This window comes from Nocardia sp. NPDC050413 (assembly GCF_040655475.1).
Lineage (GTDB): Bacteria > Actinomycetota > Actinomycetes > Mycobacteriales > Mycobacteriaceae > Nocardia > Nocardia coubleae.
In genome coordinates this window covers 1,121,345-1,140,221 of record NZ_JBFAJZ010000001.1, presented here as the reverse complement: position 1 = coordinate 1,140,221, position 18,877 = coordinate 1,121,345, and the positions used below count along the sequence as shown (strand labels likewise).

Here is an 18,877-nt window from a genome sequence, read left to right as displayed (position 1 = left end):
ACGTCCGCTGGTCCCCGACGATCCGGTCTATCAGCCGCGTGTCGGCAGAGGGTTGTCGGGTCGCACCTGACACTGGAACATTTCCTCAGCGGATCGGTCCGGGTCCATCAGCGCTTGCTCGCCGCTGAGCTTCTCCGCCGCCCGGACAACCGTTCCGGTTCCGCACCCCACCCACTGCACGGTTTCTCCCTGCGGCGTGTTGTGTGGGGGCGCGACCGGGCCGTCGCACGCCCGATCGGGTGGGGAGACGTGGTAGGTGCGGGTGCCGGATGGTGCCCCGTCGACAGCGGTGACGTCGAAGGCGAAGATCGCGACGCGTTCGCCCTCGGCGGGATGGCCCTGGGGCCACGGGTTGTCCCAGACCCCGGTGGGGCTACCGGTCGTTTTTGCGGTGATGGTGCTGGACTCGCCCATATCGCTCCTCGGAAGGTGAGGGTGCAACTCTGATGACGACGCTTTCGACCACTGCGATCGACTGTAGCTGTTCGCGAGGCACTCCATCCAGGTTCACGGCCCGGGACCCTCAGAGCACGGCGTCGGCGAGACGGTCGATCTGATCGGGATCGGTGCCGTAGCAATACAGCATGACTTCGTCGGCGCCGAGGTCCTCGAATTGCCTGATGGCGGAACCGATCTGCTCCGCAGTGGTGAGTATGCCGTCGGCCATGTAGCCGGCACGGCCGCTGAACTCGTAGTAGTCGAGGACGGCGGCGCGGGCCTGGTCGACCACTGGCTGCGGACCGAGGACTGCGTTGAGCTGGGCGACGATGCGTGGTGAGCCGTCACGACCGTGGTTGCTCCAGGACTCGCGAGCCAGGTCGAAGAGTCCGCCTGCCCAGGACGGTGCCGCAGCGGCGAGGAACCCGCCGCCCCAGCGGCCGACGCGGTCGATCGCGGCGGGCCGGAAGCCGCCGAACAGTAGCTCAGGGCCCGCCGGTGCGGTCGGTGACGGACCGATGGGTCCGCAGCTGTCACTGAATCGGTCACCGGCCCACAGCCGGCGCATGAGGCCGAGATGTTCGTCCATACGGAGGCCGCGGCTGCGGATATCGGTGGCGCTGGCTTCGTGATCGTCGTCGCGACCGCCGACACCGAGGCCGAGCACGAAGCGACCACCGGACATCCGATCCAGCGTCGCGACCTGTTTCGCGAGCAGCGCGGGTTCGCGCAGCGGTGCGATGAGCACCTCGGTCTGCAAGCGGATGCGAGTGGTTCGACCAGCGAGCACCGCCAGGGTGACCAGCGGTTCGGGGTTGTCGTAGACCAGCCGGTCGAGCAGGCCGAGGGTGGCGAAACCGGCGGCTTCGGCACGGACAGCCCATTCGGGCAGCGTGCTGGGATCGGCGATGGGAAGGCCGAGACCGATATGCATGGAATCCTCCGTCGGAGATGGGTGTGCGTCATCACGCCGCCCACTCCACGCCTGCTCAGATGAGGCGGGGCTCCCACACTGCGACTGTATTCCTGGAGAGCGCCGATCGGATTGCGGCCACGATACGACGCTCGCCACCGAACCCGCAAGACGGACGAGGCACCGGCCTCGGCGGGCACGATGACTTGACGCGATCGGGCGGGACAGACGGTAGCGGGTAGGCTGACCAGGTGAAGCAACTGTGAAAGACCTGACCGTCGGCGTCGTCGCGACCTCCCGCAAGGAAAACGAGCATCGGCTGGCCATCCATCCGGCCCACCTCGACCGCATCGATCCGGGACTGCGCGGGCAGATCTTTCTCGAACGTGGCTATGGTGACCGTTTCGGTTACTCCGACGAGGCACTCGCTCCGCTGGTCACCGGGTTCCGCACCCGCGAAGAGCTGTTCGCCGAATGCGATGTGCTGTTGCTGGCCAAACCGCTGGCCGAAGACCTCGAGCAGATGCGGCCCGGCACGATCGTGTGGGGCTGGCCGCACTGTGTGCAGGACGCCCGAATCACCCAGCTGGCCATCGATCGGGAGCTGACCCTGATCGCGTGGGAAGCAATGAACCACTGGACGAAGGCAGGCGTGTTCAGCGTCCACGTCTTCCACAAGAACAACGAACTGGCCGGCTACTGCTCGGTGCTGCACGCACTCCAATTGCGTGGCGTCACCGGCGATTACGGTCGCCGGATGCGGGCCGCGGTGATCAGCTTCGGTGCTACCGCGCGCGGTGCCGTGCGGGCGCTGTCTGCGCTGGGCATCAGTGATGTGACGGTGCTGACCCAGCGCAGCGTGTCCGCGGTGGCCTCACCCTTCGCCTCGGTGCGGATGCAGCACTTCGAGCGCGACCCGGCCACCCCGAGCCGTACGTTGGCATTGAAGGCACCGGAACCGGGCCCGCTCGCGGAGATGCTGGCCGGTTACGACGTGGTCGTGAACTGCATGTTTCAGGACACCGAGGCACCACTGACGTTCGTCACCAACGACGACCTCGACCTGTTCTCGCGCGGCACGCTGTTCATCGACGTGTCCTGCGACGAGGGGATGGGTTTCGAATGGGCGCGCCCCACCTCCTTCGCCGACCCCATGTTCACCGTGGGTACCGAGCTGCACTACTACGGTGTCGACCACAGCCCGTCGTTCCTGTGGGACTCGGCGACCTGGGAGAACTCCGAGGCCCTGCTCGAGTACCTTCCGGTCGTGCTCGCCGGTCCCGGCGCGTGGGACGCCAGCGACACGATCCGCCGCGCCATCGAAATCCGAGGTGGTCGCGTGCAGAACCCGCGGATCCTGTCGTTCCAGGACCGTTCCGACGCCTACCCGTACGCGGTGAACTGACGCCGGCCACCATCTCCATCGTGCGCGCGGCGTAGCTCGCCCGACTCAGGTTCCCGCGAGGCGTCTACCTGGTTGCTGTCGCTGTTGAAGACGTGGCGGGTGGGCGCGCGAGCGATGGAGTCGGACGTGGCTGCTTCGTCGCAGTCGGTGTCGTGGTCGCGGGGATGGGCCGCGTCGTTGTGGTCGTCGGTGGCGCGGTGGTGGTCGAGGGCGGTGGGATTGTGGTGCGGGGCGGCGCTGTTGTCGTGGTGGTCGGCGTATCGGTGGTTGTGGATGTGACGGTGACGGTCGGGGGATCAGTCGTCACCGTCACTGTGCTCGGCCTGACTGTCGAGGTATCCGAGGGAATCACGGTGACGGGCACTGTGGATTCCGGGACCGACGCGATACCCGGATCTGGTGGAGGCGGCGTGGCCTGTACCGAAAAGCTCGCCGTGACAGACAAACTCACGCTGACCGAGGTATCGGGTGAATCCGCAGGCAAGGGATCGGTGGTCACGATGGTCGTCGTTTCCGGTGCGGGGGCAGTGCTCGGCGTTTCGGTGTCGGGTTGGTCGGATCCGGCCTCGGTAGCCGGGCCGGCATCCGAGGCGACACCCGGAACGGCGATCTCACTCGGTGCGTCGGCTGCCGCGCCGGAATCGACCACAGCGGGACTGTCGTCGACGGCGCAGTAGCGGGAAGCCTGTACGGACGGTTCGCCCGAGAACATCGCCGCATTGTTCGCCGGTAGCGGCGGGCTCGAATCCGCCGGCATTATCAGCGATATCCCGATTCCCGTGACGACGACCGCAGCCGCGACGCCCGTCCGTGACATCCGCCGCCGGTACCGATCGGCGGGTGCGGCCGAGGCGTGCCGCCGGCATCGACGCAGAGACCGAGTCCCGGGTTCGATTTCGCTGTGGTCGACGGATTCCATCCTGCGTTCTCCCTCGAGGTATGCCCACCGTGCGAACCGGTGGCAACAATGCGGACGTCGCGGCCCATTTCAGGGTTTCGAGTAGGGATGTACCTCGCGTAACCGTTGCCGGTGTATTTGTTGCAGTTCGCCCGCGCGGGTCAGAAAGTCCGCGATTATTTCGAGTTCGGCGGTGTTGTAATAGCTCAGCAACATCTTGTAACTCTCGACGATCATGGGTACGACGATTTCCTGTACCCGATGGGCCGCGAGTTCGGTGGCCATCACTATCACCCGGCGACGATCGGTCGGGTGCAGCGAACGGACGATATAGCCTTGTTTCTCCAGCCGGTTGAGCATGATCGTGACGCCCGCCGCGGTGAGGCCGAGCCGTTCGGCCAACCTTCCCGGAGTGGTGGATTTCTCGTCCTCGAGCAGCACGATTTCGAGTGCGCGTCGATCGGTCTCGTTCACGCCGAGCACTCGGATCAATTCGCGAATCAGATCCTCGACGGATCCGTGATAGAACTCCAGCGCCCTTTTGAGCTCGACCGAGATCCGGGCGGGTTCGCTAGTAGTGGGGCACACGAGCTTTCCCATCAGCAGTCACCGATCAGAGCTTCCCTACGGGCGGGCGAATCGCCGCCGGGCGTTCGAAGGGGGCATGGTGGCTCCTGTCGATCGAACATCACGAGAGCGGCACCACCGCGGCCGCCGAAGTGAACCGTGGCTGTGTCGGACATGCAGCGTACGACACGATGGCGGGTGCGATACGCCCATCGGACTTTTCGGTCGAAATGGTTACCCCGCACCAAACCCTAAGTGGGGCAACCATTGTCGATAGTGATGTATATGGTCTCGCCAGGTCCGGACCGGGCCGCTCGCGCGACCCGGTCCGGACGTCTTCACCACGGATTGTCGGCGCGGCCGCGGGTCACCGTGCCGTAGCGCCTGTCCATGAGCCTAGGTGACGGTGGTCGTGGTGAGGGTCGGGGAGGGGTTCGGGTAGCACGAAGTCGCTACGTTGCCGACGAACGAGACGTTGGTGGTCATGGTCATACCGGGGCTGGTGTAGCTGGTTCCCGCGTACTTGCTGGTGATCGACGTCCCCGCGGCACCCGCGGTGACATTGATGGTCACCGCGGGCGGGGTGAAGCTGGTGCCGCCGGCGATCGGCCCGGGAATGGTGAGCACGACGTTCCCGCCCGACGTCGCGACAGTGCCCGCCACGCTACCTCCGGAGGCGGTAGCCGAGACCAGGGTCGAGTTCGCCGGGGTGGGAATGGTCATCTTCAAATTGCTGATGTTGTTCACCGTGAAGCCGGAAGCCGAACTCGGCACCGACGACGCACCAGGTGTGATGGTGATGGCCACGGCGGATCCGGATGCCGCCGAGCCCGGTGCCGTACCGGTGACCGTCGTGTTCATGCTCGAGGTCTGGCTGATCCCGAGGACGGTGCCCCGGCAGGCCCAGTTCACGCTGACCGGCGCCGCGTTGACGGGTGCGGCCAGACAAAAGACGGTAGCGACGGCCACCGGAGCGATAAAGCCTGCACGAAACAGGGAAGTGGTCGATATCATGGCGATCTCCAGGAAATGTCGAACAGCGGTGTGACGGTATGCCCAACTGCAAAGTGGGTGTTTTAAAAATATAGCTCGCCGTCTTCTTTCCGTGGCTGGAATCGCGAATCGGTACACCCGGAATATCGTTATCCGCTATTAGTTATTTTCTCCGAATAGTTAATTGTGGAAAGGTTTCCACTTATTTTGGAACCGCGGAATGAACTGGGCCAGGGGGCACCGGCGGCGATGGCCGCCCGCGCCGCGCGGAGTTCTCGAGGCCTGGCCATCGCGACGGCGCCGACGGGTAGGCCGTCGCGGACGGCCACGGCGAGGAAGTCCCGGGATTCCAGGGTGCCTTCGACGACGAGGTCGTCGTGCGGGTGGACCCAGCCGGCGAATTGCAGGGAGAGCCCGTGCTGATCGGTCCAACCCCAAGGGATTTCGACGGGGACGGCCGGGCGGCCGAGGATGGCCCTCGCCGCGGCGGCCCCCGCGGACATCGCCGAGTTCCACTGCCGGCCACTCTCGAACTCGCCGCGGTGGGAGTTGAAGGCGGTAGTCGCGTCGCCCGCCGCGAACACTCCCGGTGCCGATGTGCGGTAGTGCTGATCGATGACGATGCCCTCGTTGACGGCCAGGCCGGCGACTTCGGCCAAGGCGGTGTCGGGCGCCGCTCCGATGGCGACCAGAGCGGCCCCGGCGGACCAGCTGCGCCCGTCGGCCGCCGTGGCCGTCACGGCGTCGCCAGCGTCACCGAGATACGTTGTGCCGAACTCTGTTTCGACGACGACGCCGTGCTCCTGATGGATGTCGCGCAGCAGGTTCGACACCGCCCGCGGCACCACCCGGTCGAGCAGCGTGGGGCCCGCGTGCAACAGCGTCACATCGGCGCCGAGGCCGCGGGCGGTGGCGGCCACCTCGCAGCCGATCAGCCCGCCGCCGATGATCAGCAGCGACCCGCCTGCATCGATAGCCGCTCGCAGCGCCGTGATGTCGGACAGCGTGCGCAAGGTATGCACGCGGGTGGACGCGGTGTCGATGTGGCGTGCCCGCGCACCGGTCGCGAGCAGCAAGCTGTCGTAGCCGAGGTCCTCACCCGTGCTCAATCGCACCGACGCGCGGTCGATGTCGATCGCGTCGACCCTGGTAGCCGGCCGAATATCGATGACATTGTCGGACCAGAACTTCGCGGGCTTCAGCAGGGTGCGGTCCACCGAGGCGGTGCCCGCCAGCAGTTCCTTCGAGACCGCGGGCCGACGATAGGGCATCGCCGGTTCCGCGCCGACGAGCACGATCTCGCCGGCATACCCCTCGCGGCGCAAGGTGTGTGCCGCGGTGGCACCGGCGACACCGGCGCCGACGATCACGATCCGCCCGCTCATCCGCGACTCACCTCACGCATGTCGAAGTCGGCCTTGGCCGCACCGCAGTCGGGGCAGGACCAGTCGTCGGGAATGTCGTCCCACCGGGTGCCGGGTTCGATCCCGTCCTCCGGCCAGCCGAGTGCCTCGTCGTACTCGAATCCGCATTGGACGCACTGGAACAGCTTGTAGTCGTTCATCCTCGGAGTTCCTTCGGTTCGAAATCGACCTTCTCGCGGACACCGCAGTCGGGACAGCACCACTGTTCTGGAATCAGCGACCAGGCGGTACCCGCCGCGAAACCTTCACGGGGAGCGCCGAATCGTTCGTCGTAGATGTAGTCGCACACGGGGCAGAGGTAGGCGGCCATCAGATCGCTCCGTACCGCGCGAGGATCTCGGCGCGCTTGCTCGGCTGGATATTGACCCGGGTGATGTCGCCGTTGTAGTGCGCGAGCACACGATGGTCCATCACCTTGCGCCACAAGGGGGTCAGGTAGGCCAGGCCGATCAGGCTCGCGTAGCCACTGGGCAGTTCGGGCGCGCCGTCCATGTGGCGCAGGATCTGGTAGCGCCGGGTGGGATTGGCGTGGTGGTCGCTGTGGCGTTGCAGGTGGTAGAGGAAGATGTTGGTGACGATGTGGTCGGAGTTCCAGCTGTGCTCGGGGGTGCAGCGCTCGTAGCGACCAGAGGCGGTCCTGCTCCGCAGCAGACCGTAGTGCTCGAGGTAGTTCACCGTCTCGAGCAGAGAGAATCCGTAGACGGCCTGGATCGCCAGGAACGGCAGGATCGCGGGGCCGAACACCGCGATCAGCGCCACCCACAGCACCACCGACATCGCCCACGCGTTGAGCACGTCGTTGTGCGGCGAGAACGGGCTCTTGTCCAGCCGGCGCAGGCGAGTGGCCTCCAACTCCCACGCGGACTTCAGGCTGCCCCACACACTGCGCGGCAGAAAGCTCCAGAACGATTCGCCGAAGCGGGCACTTGCCGGGTCCTCCGGCGTCGCGACACGCACGTGGTGGCCGCGGTTGTGCTCGATGTAGAAGTGGCCGTAGAAGGTCTGGGCCAGCGTGATCTTCGACAGCCAGCGCTCGAGTTCGTCCTTCTTGTGGCCGAGTTCGTGTGCGGTGTTGATGCCGACGCCGCCCATCGCCCCGATGGTGAAGGCCAACCCGATCTTCGACGCCAGGCCGAGACCGCCGTCGATCCCGAGCCAGGACAGGTTGTCGGCGGTCCAGAGGTAGCAGGCGAAGACCAGGCTGAACAGCTGTAGCGGAATGTAGGCGTAGGTGCAGTAGCGGTAGTACCTGTCGTTCTCCAGCTGTGCCATCACCTCCTCCGGTGGATTCGCACCGTCGGGTCCGAAGAAGCGGTCGAGGGTCGGCAGCAGGACGTACACCAGGATCGGGCCGAGCCACCACCACACCGGCGCAACCGCCTGCCAGCCCAGCTGGTTGAACGCCCAGACGAGCGCCGTGGCCAGCATTGCCGCACTGGGGGCGACGAGGCCGAACAACCACAGATAGCGCTTGGAATCACGCCATTGCAGGGTCGTGGCCGGTTCTTCGTGGTTTCGCGATGTCGTCATCTCGTTCTCCTGATCACCGAGACATGTCCCGGGTGTTGTCGAGCGTGTTTACAACTGACGCCGATGTGTTCTCAGTAAATACACAAGTGCATTCGTTGTCAACGAAGCTGTCACTTCCGGGCACATGTACGATGACTGGGTGGCCGAATCGCCGAACTTCCAGTCCGAGATGCGTCAGCTGTTGCGCGACCGCATGCTCGACGCCGCCCGCACCATGGTCGTGTCCGAAGGGTGGGGCGCGGTGAACATGTCGCGCATCGCAAAGGAAGTCGGCATCAGCAGGCCGGTCCTCTACAAGGAGATCGGCACCAAGCAGGCATTGGCGGATGCCCTCATCGAGCGCGAGACCGGCATCTACTTGAGCGGGGTGGCCGACACGCTGGCAGAGCATCCGGGCGACCCACTCGCCGGGATCACCGCCGCTGCCGAGTACACCCTGCGCACCGCCGGCGACAACACGCTGATCAAGGCCGTCCTCTCCGCTCGTCAGGACGCCGACACCGCCCTGCTGCCCGCCCTGGTGAGCGACGCTCAGCCGGTGCTCGTCCGGGCGGTCGACGCGCTCACGATCACGGTGCGCGACTACTACCGACTGCCTCAGCTGTCCGACGAGGAGATCACCACGATCGTCGAGATCATGGTCCGGCTCACCTTGAGTCACCTGTTCCAGCCGACCGGCAGTGTCGACCGTGCGGTGGCGCAGATCGGGGCTGTGCTGGCCGGTGTGTTCCCGGTCTGAGTCGAACGCCGTGCTGTGGACGTGCTGCTGTGGAGCAATAATTCCTGACTGATTGGTTTGAAAACGAATTAGTTCAAATCTTGGGCTAAGCAACAAGTTTCGTTGATACGGTCATCTGACTGGGCCGTTATGCCCGGTGCATCTCGCGGCATGACGATCTAGTCGGTCGCCTGATGCGTTCTTTGGTTTGATGAATCGAGACCACTATGTTCGGAATCCGCACCAGCCACCTACTGGCAGCGATCACCGTGGCCGCACCCTTGCTCGCGACCGCCGCGCTCTCGGCGCCCGCGCACGCGGCAACCACCACCTGGACAGTCGTCAACCCCAACAGCAACGGCGCCTTCTCGGCGGTGTCGGGACCGCTGGTCGTCAAGAACAAAAGCGGCACAACGATATTCACCTGTCCGAGCCTGTCCTCGTCGGGCTCCTTGCCCGCAGGTACCCGGACGACCTCCGGGCTCGGTGCCATCAAGTACACGGACCTGATCAACTGCACCGCTCCCGACGGCACGGCGTGGCGAGGGCAGTTCACCGCAGCGGCAGGCGCCTCGAACTTCACGGGCAAGTCCTACAATGCGGCCACAGGGACGACCTCGCTGGTCAATGGCGACCTGTTCAACTCGATCAACCTGGTCTTCACTACGGTCGTCGGAAACTCGTGCGGGTTCTGGACTCATCACACCGCGATGACCTACGCGAACGCCACCTCCACCCTCAAAGCGACCACGGCCGTGGTGAAGTTGGCCACGGCCGAGGGAACGCCGACGTGTCAGGGACTCCTGACGCAGGGTGAGACGATCACCTTCGCCACCGAGTACAAGGTGACACCGGCGATCAAGATCACCGCCACGGTCAGCTGACCTGGCACCAGGCTGCCCTGACTATCGGCTCAGCTGTGCTCTCGGCGCCGGGATGTCGTGAATTCCATTCCCGGCGCCGATCGTCCGAGTGCAGCATCGACCGCGAAGTCACCGGCAGAGTGCGCGCAGGCCCGGTCCCGCGCTGTGCCGGACGAAATCGCAGTCGGCGAGACGCTCGACCGAGCCGAAAGTAACTGTGAGACTGGCAGATTCGGCGATCCGATAGGGTCGGCTCGCCACCACCGAACCGAGCGTCCGCCGCAATCGGGAGATCTCGGCCCGGACCGCGACGGCGTGGTCCGCATCGCCGAACAGCGCTTCGCTGAGCCGTCCGACCGTCATGCCCTGCCGGCCGTGCAGGTGCAACAGCAGCAGGATCTCGGCATGGCGCGCCGACAGTGCACAGCGCCAGGCGGATTCGCCGCCGAGTGCGCGCAGGGTCGGCGTACCGGACAGGTCCAGCTCCAATCGGGTGAGCCGGGAGTCGGAGTCCGGGCGGATCAGCCATCCGTCGGCGAGTTGTTCGGCGGTGCACAGTCCGAGCCCGGGGACGGTGATCGGGCGGTCGGGTCCCGGCACGGCCACCCGGTGCGTGGCGCCGACACCGACGGCCTGGGCGACCCAGCCGTTGTCGTCGACGACCAGCGCGGGGCCGGACAACCCGGCCAGGGCGGGGCCCGCCGCCGAGCGCAGCCGGTCGAGCCGGGTCTCGTGATGACGCCACAGTTGCGCTTCGGCGAGCCGCACGCCGGTGCGCACCAGCGCGGTGACAGCCGGATGCAGGGCCAGCGCGGGACCGCTGATGTCGACGATTCCGAGCAGAGTGCCGGTGCGCGGGTCGTGGATCGGGGCCGCCGTGCAGAACCAGGGGTGCTGGAACTGCTCGAAGTGCTCACCGGAGAACAACTGGACCGGATTGGCCTCGGCCAGCGCGGTGCCGATCGCGTTCGTGCCGACCGCGTCTTCGGTCCAGCGCGCGCCCTCGCGGAAACCGAGGGTGTCGGCCCGGTGGCGCACCTTCGCCGAACCGTGCCGCCAGAGGATCACACCGTCGGCGTCGGCGACCACCAGCATCAGTTGGGATGCGGTGTCGGTGAGGTCGGACAGCGCCTGCGTGAGGTCCTCGATCACCGCGGTGAGCGAGGATTCGCGGCGCCTGCGTTCGACATCGTCGACGGCCAGCACCGAGCGCGCCCTCGGCTGGTCGGGCACCAGACCCGCCGCCAGCACCCGCGACCACGACCGGGCCACGAGGGGACGAGGCCGCAGCGGCGATCGCCCTCCGGCGATCACGGCGTCGTGCATGCGGATCAGCTCACGCGCGTATCCGGAGAGGTCGGTGCCGGGTTCGAACGCGCCGAAATCGCCCACGCCTGCGCCCTTCATCGGTGCTGTCTGCCAGCGCTGCAACGCGCTGCAACGATTGTGCCACCCGCCCCGCATGACGTGTGCTTCATGTCACAGATTGTGGAGGAGGATTCGATGACCCAGACACTCGATCCCGTCGTCGACGGATCGGACGTAGCCGGACCCCAGCAGCGCGTGGACGCCTGGCTGACGGCGTTCGAAGCGGCCCTGGCCGCGCGCGATGTCGACACGGCGGCGAGTATGTTCGCCACCGACAGCTTCTGGCGCGACCTGATCGCGTTCACCTGGAACATCAAGACCGTCGAAGGCCGGGCGGGCGTCGCCGACATGCTGCGCGCCCAGCTCGCCGACACCGACCCGTCCGGATTCCACACCACCGAGACACCGACCGAGGCCGACGGGGTGATCAGCGCGTGGATCGGTTTCGAGACGGGGGCCGGACGCGGTGTCGGGCACCTGCGGCTCACCGACGAGGGTGCCTGGACGCTGCTCACCACCATGCAGGAGCTGAAGGGTTTCGAGGAGAACAAGGGTCCGCGCCGGCCACGGGGTGTGCGTCACGGCGCCGACCGCGCCCGGGTGACCTGGTCCGAGCAACGCGAACGCGAACAGCACGAACTCGGCTACACCCGGCAGCCGTTCGTGCTCGTCGTCGGTGGGGGACAGGGCGGCATCGCCCTCGGTGCGCGGCTGCGCCAGCTCGGTGTGCCCGCCCTCGTCGTCGACAAGCACGATCGGCCCGGTGACCAGTGGCGCAAGCGGTACAAGTCGCTGTGCCTGCACGATCCGGTCTGGTACGACCACCTGCCGTATCTGCCGTTCCCCGACAACTGGCCGGTGTTCGCGCCGAAGGACAAGATCGGCGACTGGCTCGAGATGTACACCAAGGTGATGGAGGTGCCGTATTGGTCCAAGACCACCTGCACCTCGGCTCGCTACGACACCGCGAGCGAGACCTGGGTGGTCGAGGTGGAACGCGACGGCGACCCGCTCGTGCTGCGCCCACACCACCTGGTGCTCGCGACCGGGATGTCGGGCAAACCGAACATCCCGAATTTCCCAGGGATGGACCGCTTTCGGGGCGACCAGCACCACTCCAGCCGGCACCCCGGGCCGGACCGCTACGCGGGCAAACGTGCCGTGGTGATCGGGGCCAACAACTCCGCCCACGACATCTGTGGCGCCCTGTGGGAGGCGGGTGCCGAGGTCACCATGGTGCAGCGGTCCTCCACCCACATCGTGAAGTCGGACTCGCTGATGGAACTCGGCCTCGGCGACCTGTACTCCGAGCGAGCCCTTGCTGCCGGAATGACCACGCAGAAGGCCGATCTCACCTTCGCGTCGCTGCCGTACCGGATCATGCCCGAATTCCAGATCCCGGTCTACGACGCGATCCGCGAACGCGACGCCGACTTCTACGCGCGCCTGGAACGCGCCGGATTCGAACTCGACTGGGGCGACGACGGCTCCGGATTGTTCATGAAATACCTGCGTCGAGGCTCGGGCTACTACATCGATGTGGGCGCCGCCGAACTCGTCGCCAACGGCGATATCCGGCTGGCGCACGGGCAGGTCCGCGAACTCACCGAGGACAGCGTGATCCTGGCCGACGGCACCGAACTGCCCGCCGATCTCGTCGTCTACGCGACCGGCTACGGGTCGATGAACGGCTGGGCGGCCGATCTCATCGGCCAGGACGTCGCCGACACGGTGGGCAAATGCTGGGGTTACGGCTCGGGCACCACCAAAGACCCGGGCCCCTGGGAAGGGGAGCTACGCAATATGTGGAAGCCGACCAAGCAGCCCGGCTTGTGGTTCCACGGCGGCAACCTGCACCAATCCCGCCACTATTCGCTGTACCTGGCCTTGCAGTTGAAGGCCCGGTTCGAAGGGGTGCCGACCCCGGTCTACGGAATGCAGGAGGTGCATCACCTGAGCTGACCGTCCTCGACGCGGGGAGCAGTCGGTGGCTCAGGCCGGTGGGATCAGGTCGCTTTCGCTGACGGTGTAGGTCAGCGGCGGGTAGACGAAGTCTGTTTCGTTGTTCTCACGTCGTCGCAGGCGGTAGAACTCTCGTCGCTGATCGTCGTCGGCCGAGGTGAGACGTGCGCCCTGCGGTAGGTACGGCCGGCCCTCGCGGAACCGGACGAAGGTTTTCGATTTCCGGAAAGTCACGCCGAGCCACTGGTTCTCGACCGACCGTGCGGACGGCTCGAGCACGATCTTGTGCTTGTACCGCCGATTGGCGGCGACGGAGAACACGACGACGCTGTGGTGCGCGAGGGGGATCGCGAAATTCTCCTCGGTCCCCTTCCGTTCGAAGATCAGCGTCCGCGGTGGTGCCTCGGGGTGGCGATAGCAGGAGAAGACGGCGATGAAGGACTGGTCGGCGAGGTCGAGGGCTTGATCGGAATGGCTGCCCATGGTGGCGTAGGCGTTCGTATAGCTCTCGATGAGCGCGTTGTCGAAACCGACCGCGATTCCCGCTCGGGCTTGTATCCGCTGTGCCAGGTGGTGATGTAGCGGCTGGAAGCGCTGCGTCGGGCGGGCATAGCGGGTGGTGGTCCGGACGAGCGGCACGCGACCCGCCGCATCGGGGGCGGTGAGAGTCGCGCCGCGCCGGCCGCTTCCCGTTTCCTCCAGGCGAGCCGAACCGGAAAGCTCCGTGAAAAGATTGCGCTCGAAAGGCAAAGCGTACGAGGCTATTTCGTCGGAGATGTCAGATTCGGGGAGCATCGTAGTCTCCTGCGTTCATGCTGAAGGGGAACCGGTCGCCGTAGTCGATGAAGGACGTGGTTCTGTTCTGTTCGGCGTAGAGCCCGCGCAATTCGTCGACTCCTTCGGGGGTGGGCGGCTCCAGCTTCACCAAGCCGCCGGCGCGCTTCAGGAAGGTCTGGCCCTCCCTGTGAACGGCTTCGGCGTTCGAGCAGCGCACCACGTAGCCCAGACGGGTCGGCAGCGATCCGACGTCCGGGGCCGGGGGCCGGATCTCGTGGGTGTAGAGGCGGTTGGTCGACAGCGGCATGAAGAACACGGAACCGGGATACAGGGTCAGATCGAATCGCACGGGAACCCCGTCGCGTGCGTCGGCCGAATCCTTCAGGCGGAAGCGGAGTTCGGTCAGACCGCTGGTATTCCGCACGCCGTAGTCGAAGGGGTCGGCGGTCATGGGCGCCAGCATGTCGAGCCCGTCGTAGAAGGTGCAGAAGGCCATGATGCCGCCGACGGGCATGTCCTTGGTCTTGTCGGCATGGGCGGAGATCTTGGCCTTGGACTGTTTGCGCCCGGCCGTGGCCGGGGTGTTGTGATAGATCTGGGCGAGAACGTGATTGAGCGGCGCGTGGCCACGGAATACGGTGGCGGCCTCGTTGTTCAGGGCGTCGACGATGCTCGTGTCGGTCGGGCCGAAGCCCTCGGTCGGCCCCGAGAGATTCGTCGAGCAGCGCAGCAGCCGGAAATGCAGTTCGTCATCTCTTCGCGTGACAGGTGTCAGGTAGATACCGCTGCGGTGGGCCGAACCCGGCTTGGTGGACTCGGTCAGGGACTGGAAGGTGTGCTCGGCACTGATCCGCCCGAAGTGGTCGTCTTCGAGGGCGAAGAAGCGGCGGTAGTACACGCCGACGCGATGCACACGAACCGGGACACGACCGAGGTCGACGCGAGCCGGCAGTTCGTTGTCGCGGTCACCATGTGAGAGCTCCCGGACAACGAACACCCGTGCGGCCGAACGCAATTGATGTTCGTCGATCGCTGCCATATCACCACACAGGTAGACGGTCTTCTGCGTGAGATCCGTCGATCCGGCGGCAAGATCCGCCGGGGTGATCGTTGACCCGAAGAAGTCCGTGATCGCGGTGTCGCGCGATCCCGTCGGTGCGATCAAGACATTGCTCGTGTCGTCCAAGCGGGCTTCCGACTCGGTGTGCGTCATACGGTCACGGCTTCCTGATTCGGGTCGAGCGGTAGTCGCTCGGCGCGCTACCGGTCCAGCGGTGAAACGCCCGGCGGAAGGCGCTTGCCTCCGAATACCCTAGGCGGGCAGCGAGATCCGCGATCGACTCGTCCCCGTGGACCAAAGCTTCGATGGCGCGGTCGCGAAGGATCTCCTCCTGGATCCGCCGCTGGCTGGTGCCTTCGGCACGCAGCAGCCGCCGCAGGTGCGGCGCGCTGATCGATAGGCGGCGGGCGAGTTCGTCGGCACCGAGCCAGGGACCGTTCGGGTTGCGCTCCATGATCGCGCGCACCCGTGCCGTGGTGGTCGTGGCCTGGTCCTGCGCGTAGAACAGCACACCGGGGGAGTCACGGAGGAATCGTTTGAGGTCGGCTTCGTCGCGCACCACCGGCTTGGCCAGCAACGCCGCATCGAACGACATCGCCAACCGCGAGGCACGGAAGGTGGGCCGGACGCCGAAAATCGTCGTGTACTCCTCGGCCAGGTGCTCGGCATCGAACGGGAAATCCACGGAAAGCAACGGGATCGGCGCTCCGATCAGCCAGCCGGCGAACCGGTGCACCCCACCGGTCATCGCGAACGCGACGAACGGATCGAGGCGCACGTCGGGATCGGCGATGCTGATCGTCGCGCGGCCCGCGTCGTCGGCGCGCAACGTCCAGCGGATGCCGGTGGTCACAGAGGACAGTTCGAACATGCGACCGAGCGCGCCGCGCAGATCCCGGGTGTGGATGACGGTGAGCCCGGCCAGTCGCAAGGTGCCGCGTGCAACCGGTCGCGGACCCAAGCCCAGCAGTTCGTCGTCGGTCTGCTCCCAGAGTGCGCGGATCACCCCGGTCGTCTGCTCCGGTGTCATCCGGGCACGGTCCTCGGCGTAGAGCCGCCAGTCGAGTCCCGCTCCGCGCAGCGCGCGCTCCACATCGAGGCCGCGTTTCACCATCGACTCGACTGTCGCCCGGAAGAACCGCATCGGAATCGTCTGCGCCACTTGGCTCCTTCGACGTCGGGCGAGGCGATTCGTACGGTACCGCAGCGGCGATGATCGTTTCGGTCCCCCGAACGGCCCGCTGCGGTCCTCGTCGGGCGGCAGCCGAACTCCTAGCGTCATAGGTGACAGCCGCACGGCTGATCTATGGAGAGGACTGTCCTGTGACGCAACGGGTATTCGTCGTCGGTGTCGGTATGACGAAATTCGAGAAGCCGGGTCGGCGATTCAACGAAGACGGCAGCATCTGGGACTACCCGGATATGGCACGGGAATCGGGCACCAAAGCCCTCACCGACGCGGGCATTTCCTATTCCGAGGTGCAGCAGGCCTACGTCGGATACGTGTACGGCGAGTCGACGTCGGGGCAGCGCGCGGTCTACGAACTCGGTATGACCGGTATCCCGGTGGTCAATGTGAACAACAACTGCTCGACCGGGTCGACGGCGCTGTATCTGGCGGCGCAGGCGATCCGTGGTGGCCTGGCCGATTGCACGCTCGCGCTCGGTTTCGAGAAGATGCAGCCCGGCTCGCTCGGCACCACCTTCGACGACCGCGAGCAGCCGATGGCCAAGCACATGCAGGCCCTCGCCGAAATCTCCGAGGTGCTCTTTCCGCCCGCGCCCTGGATGTTCGGCGCCGCGGGCCGGGAGCACATGAAGGAATACGGCACCACTGCCGAGCATTTCGCGAAAATCGGGTTCAAGAACCACAGGCACTCGGTGAACAACCCGTATTCGCAATTCCGTGACGAATACACCATGGACCAGATCCTCGATTCGCGAATGATCTACGACCCGCTCACCAAACTCCAATGCTCGCCGACCTCCGACGGTTCCGGTGCGGCGATCCTGGCGAGCGAAGATTTCGTGAACCAACACGACCTCGCCGGCCAGGCGGTCGAAATCGTGGGTCAAGCCATGACCACCGACTTCGCCTCGACCTTCGACGGCACGGCCAAGAACATCATCGGCTACGACATGAACGTCGCCGCCGCTGCCGAGGTGTACAAGCAGGCCGGACTCGGCGCCGAGGACTTCCAGGTCATCGAACTGCACGACTGCTTCTCGGCCAACGAACTGCTGCTCTACGAAGCCCTCGGCCTCTGCGCGCCGGGCGAGGCCGGTCGGCTGCTCGACGACAACCAGACCACCTACGGCGGCAAGTGGGTCGTGAACCCCTCCGGCGGCCTGATCTCGAAGGGGCACCCGCTCGGCGCCACCGGGTTGGCGCAGTGCGCCGAGCTCACCTGGCAGCTGCGCGGCACCGCCGATGCCCGTCAGGTCGACAACGTGACCGCTGCCCTGCAGCACAACATCGGCTTGGGCGGCGCCGCGGTCGTCACCGCGTACCAGCGCGCCGACCGCTGACCGGCCTTCCACCACACCACCATTCGCAGGAGAACACTCATGGGTCACATCGAGAAGACCGCCACCCTCAACGCCCCCGCCGAGAAGCTGATGGGCGTGATCACCGACCCGTCCACCTGGGGCGACTGGTTCACCATCCACGAGCGCTGGATGGTCGAACCGCCGGCCACCCTGACCGAGGGCGCGACGCTGACCGCCAAGATCTTCATGCTCGGCATGGCCAACAAGATGGAGTGGGTCGTCGGCGAGGTCGCCCCGACCAGGCTGGTCATGACGGGAACCGGGATGGCCGGGGTGAAGGCCACCTTCTCCTTCGACCTGACGCCCGACGGCGACCAGACCGAGGTCCAGGTCGCAGGCGAATTCGAGGGCTCGCTGATCAAGGGCGCCCTCGGCAAGGCCGTCGAAAAGGACGGCACCAAGCAGCTGCAGACCTCGCTGGACAAGCTCGCCGCCCTCGCCGCCGGAGCCTGACCATGGGCGACGTAGCCGAATTCGACCTCGACGCTCTGAACCTGTGGTCGGACCCGGAGCGCTTCGAGGTCACCCGTGAGCGGCTGGCCGAGTACGCCGCGGCCACCAACGACCCGATCACCGCGCACCGCCGCGGTGACGTGGGCTCGCCGGTGTTCGCCATCGTCCCGGTCTTCGACGCGCTGATGATGCCCGCCGTCGACGTGGTGCCGATGGAAATCTTCGGCCGGATCACTCACGGTGAGCACGACTTCCACTTCCACCGGCCGATCAAGCCCGGTGACAAGCTGGTCTCGCAGGGGCGGGTGATCGGCTGGGAGACCAAGTCCACCGGCTCGCTGGTCTACATCCACCTCACCTGTAAAGACGAGGTGAGCGGTGACCTGGTCAACGAGCAGTACCTGTCCGGGTTCTTCCGCGGAGTGGACGCCGGCGACAGAGTCGGCGAGGCGATCCCGGTGATCGAGCCCTATGCCGAGCTCAAACAGTCCTCGCCGCAGGCGAAGACCGCCCACCACGTGGACGACGACCAGACGTTCCGGTACGCGCCCGCCTCGGGTGACCCGGTACCGCTGCATCTGGACGAGGAAGTCGCCAAGGACGCCGGTCTGCCCGGCATCATCGCGCACGGTCTGTGCACGATGGCGATGGCCGGGTGGGGAGTCCTCGCCGAAGTCGCCGATTCCGACGTTTCGCGGGTGCGGCGCTTGGCCGTGCGCTTCTCCAAGTTCGTCTTCCCCGGTGACGACCTCGAGACGCGAATCTGGAAGGCGGGCACCGACAACGGTGTCACCACGTACGCGTTCGAGACCGTGCGCGGGACCGATGTGGTGCTGAGCAACGGCATCGCCGAAATCGCGGACTGACCCATATCCGCCCGCGCCGAATCCTCGTGCGCGGGCAGGTCTTCGCCGGCTGTCGGACCCACATCCGTGGCGACCGACCAAGACTGTGAACG

Annotated in this window: 21 protein-coding genes; 9 read left to right on the top strand and 12 right to left on the bottom strand. The window is 66.1% G+C overall.

Annotation, left to right across the window (positions count from 1 at the left end; translation table 11 throughout):
* Nucleotides 1-30: 30 nt before the first annotated feature.
* Nucleotides 31-414 carry a hypothetical protein gene (locus AB0I19_RS05410; protein ID WP_357144789.1) on the bottom strand — a complete coding sequence of 128 codons (384 nt, stop codon included), beginning with the start codon at nucleotides 412-414 and terminating at the stop codon, nucleotides 31-33.
* A 109-nt stretch (nucleotides 415-523) separates the two neighbouring features.
* Entirely contained in the window at nucleotides 524-1,372 is an 849-nt protein-coding gene (locus AB0I19_RS05405) for an LLM class flavin-dependent oxidoreductase (RefSeq protein WP_357144786.1), read from the bottom strand.
* 241 nt (nucleotides 1,373-1,613) lie between these two features.
* On the opposite strand from AB0I19_RS05405, the gene AB0I19_RS05400 reads away from it, so the two are divergent.
* Together AB0I19_RS05400 and AB0I19_RS05395 are read left to right on the top strand one after the other, a co-directional pair.
* Complete coding sequence (locus AB0I19_RS05400; RefSeq protein ID WP_357144783.1) at nucleotides 1,614-2,756, top strand: N(5)-(carboxyethyl)ornithine synthase; 1,143 nt, start codon at nucleotides 1,614-1,616, stop codon at nucleotides 2,754-2,756.
* Between the two features lie 164 nt (nucleotides 2,757-2,920).
* Nucleotides 2,921-3,433 (top strand): hypothetical protein, encoded by a 513-nt coding sequence (locus AB0I19_RS05395; protein ID WP_357144781.1) that lies wholly within the window; start codon nucleotides 2,921-2,923, stop codon nucleotides 3,431-3,433.
* Between the two features lie 311 nt (nucleotides 3,434-3,744).
* Here the strand turns inward: AB0I19_RS05395 and AB0I19_RS05390 are convergent, their stop codons facing one another.
* Nucleotides 3,745-4,254, bottom strand: a complete 510-nt coding sequence (locus tag AB0I19_RS05390; protein WP_357144778.1) for a MarR family transcriptional regulator — start codon at nucleotides 4,252-4,254, stop codon at nucleotides 3,745-3,747.
* 363 nt (nucleotides 4,255-4,617) lie between these two features.
* Nucleotides 4,618-4,944 (bottom strand): hypothetical protein, encoded by a 327-nt coding sequence (locus tag AB0I19_RS05385; RefSeq protein ID WP_357144775.1) that lies wholly within the window; start codon nucleotides 4,942-4,944, stop codon nucleotides 4,618-4,620.
* Between AB0I19_RS05385 and AB0I19_RS05380 the strand changes: the two genes are divergently transcribed.
* On the top strand, nucleotides 4,937-5,269 hold the full coding sequence (locus AB0I19_RS05380; protein WP_357144773.1) for a hypothetical protein: 333 nt from the start codon (nucleotides 4,937-4,939) through the stop codon (nucleotides 5,267-5,269). The two genes, AB0I19_RS05385 and AB0I19_RS05380, sit on opposite strands and share 8 nt — an antisense overlap.
* A 94-nt stretch (nucleotides 5,270-5,363) precedes the next feature.
* Here AB0I19_RS05380 and AB0I19_RS05375 read toward each other — a convergent pair whose 3' ends face one another.
* Genes AB0I19_RS05375 through AB0I19_RS05360 form a run of 4 tightly spaced genes read right to left on the bottom strand, consistent with a single transcriptional unit; the run spans nucleotide 5,364 to nucleotide 8,168 of the window.
* The gene (locus tag AB0I19_RS05375) at nucleotides 5,364-6,599 is read right to left on the bottom strand and encodes an FAD-dependent oxidoreductase (protein WP_357144770.1); all 1,236 of its coding nucleotides are present in this window, start codon (nucleotides 6,597-6,599) and stop codon (nucleotides 5,364-5,366) included.
* Nucleotides 6,596-6,778, bottom strand: coding sequence for a rubredoxin (locus AB0I19_RS05370; RefSeq protein ID WP_067487552.1), 183 nt, complete (start codon nucleotides 6,776-6,778; stop codon nucleotides 6,596-6,598). The genes AB0I19_RS05375 and AB0I19_RS05370 overlap by 4 nt, the downstream gene beginning before the upstream one ends.
* On the bottom strand, nucleotides 6,775-6,948 hold the full coding sequence (locus AB0I19_RS05365) for a rubredoxin (RefSeq protein WP_357144767.1): 174 nt from the start codon (nucleotides 6,946-6,948) through the stop codon (nucleotides 6,775-6,777). Before AB0I19_RS05365 ends, AB0I19_RS05370 begins: the two co-directional genes overlap by 4 nt.
* Entirely contained in the window at nucleotides 6,948-8,168 is a 1,221-nt protein-coding gene (locus tag AB0I19_RS05360; RefSeq protein ID WP_357144764.1) for an alkane 1-monooxygenase, read from the bottom strand. Before AB0I19_RS05360 ends, AB0I19_RS05365 begins: the two co-directional genes overlap by 1 nt.
* Nucleotides 8,169-8,307: 139 nt before the next feature.
* On the opposite strand from AB0I19_RS05360, the gene AB0I19_RS05355 reads away from it, so the two are divergent.
* Complete coding sequence (locus tag AB0I19_RS05355) at nucleotides 8,308-8,907, top strand: TetR family transcriptional regulator (RefSeq protein WP_357144761.1); 600 nt, start codon at nucleotides 8,308-8,310, stop codon at nucleotides 8,905-8,907.
* A 206-nt stretch (nucleotides 8,908-9,113) separates the two neighbouring features.
* On the top strand, nucleotides 9,114-9,770 hold the full coding sequence (locus tag AB0I19_RS05350) for a hypothetical protein (RefSeq protein ID WP_357144758.1): 657 nt from the start codon (nucleotides 9,114-9,116) through the stop codon (nucleotides 9,768-9,770).
* 108 nt (nucleotides 9,771-9,878) lie between these two features.
* Here the strand turns inward: AB0I19_RS05350 and AB0I19_RS05345 are convergent, their stop codons facing one another.
* Complete coding sequence (locus AB0I19_RS05345; RefSeq protein ID WP_357144756.1) at nucleotides 9,879-11,156, bottom strand: transcriptional regulator; 1,278 nt, start codon at nucleotides 11,154-11,156, stop codon at nucleotides 9,879-9,881.
* 96 nt (nucleotides 11,157-11,252) lie between these two features.
* Here AB0I19_RS05345 and AB0I19_RS05340 point away from each other — a divergent pair, with 96 nt between their 5' ends.
* The gene (locus AB0I19_RS05340) at nucleotides 11,253-13,079 is read left to right on the top strand and encodes an NAD(P)/FAD-dependent oxidoreductase (RefSeq protein WP_357144753.1); all 1,827 of its coding nucleotides are present in this window, start codon (nucleotides 11,253-11,255) and stop codon (nucleotides 13,077-13,079) included.
* A gap of 30 nt (nucleotides 13,080-13,109) precedes the next feature.
* Here AB0I19_RS05340 and AB0I19_RS05335 read toward each other — a convergent pair whose 3' ends face one another.
* From AB0I19_RS05335 to AB0I19_RS05325, 3 genes are read right to left on the bottom strand one after another with little or no spacing between them, the layout of a single operon-like run.
* Complete coding sequence (locus AB0I19_RS05335) at nucleotides 13,110-13,874, bottom strand: alpha-ketoglutarate-dependent dioxygenase AlkB (protein WP_357144750.1); 765 nt, start codon at nucleotides 13,872-13,874, stop codon at nucleotides 13,110-13,112.
* The gene (locus AB0I19_RS05330) at nucleotides 13,858-15,069 is read right to left on the bottom strand and encodes a hypothetical protein (RefSeq protein ID WP_357144748.1); all 1,212 of its coding nucleotides are present in this window, start codon (nucleotides 15,067-15,069) and stop codon (nucleotides 13,858-13,860) included. The genes AB0I19_RS05335 and AB0I19_RS05330 overlap by 17 nt, the downstream gene beginning before the upstream one ends.
* Before the next feature lie 4 nt (nucleotides 15,070-15,073).
* Nucleotides 15,074-16,078, bottom strand: a complete 1,005-nt coding sequence (locus AB0I19_RS05325; RefSeq protein ID WP_357144745.1) for an AraC family transcriptional regulator — start codon at nucleotides 16,076-16,078, stop codon at nucleotides 15,074-15,076.
* 161 nt (nucleotides 16,079-16,239) lie between these two features.
* On the opposite strand from AB0I19_RS05325, the gene AB0I19_RS05320 reads away from it, so the two are divergent.
* The 3 genes from AB0I19_RS05320 to AB0I19_RS05310 are packed head-to-tail and all read left to right on the top strand — an operon-like array spanning nucleotide 16,240 to nucleotide 18,785.
* Nucleotides 16,240-17,445, top strand: coding sequence for a lipid-transfer protein (locus AB0I19_RS05320; protein WP_357144742.1), 1,206 nt, complete (start codon nucleotides 16,240-16,242; stop codon nucleotides 17,443-17,445).
* 39 nt (nucleotides 17,446-17,484) lie between these two features.
* Nucleotides 17,485-17,919: an SRPBCC family protein gene (locus tag AB0I19_RS05315; protein WP_357144739.1), complete on the top strand. Its 435-nt coding sequence runs from the start codon at nucleotides 17,485-17,487 to the stop codon at nucleotides 17,917-17,919.
* 2 nt (nucleotides 17,920-17,921) lie between these two features.
* Entirely contained in the window at nucleotides 17,922-18,785 is an 864-nt protein-coding gene (locus AB0I19_RS05310; RefSeq protein ID WP_357144736.1) for a MaoC/PaaZ C-terminal domain-containing protein, read from the top strand.
* Nucleotides 18,786-18,877: the final 92 nt, after the last annotated feature.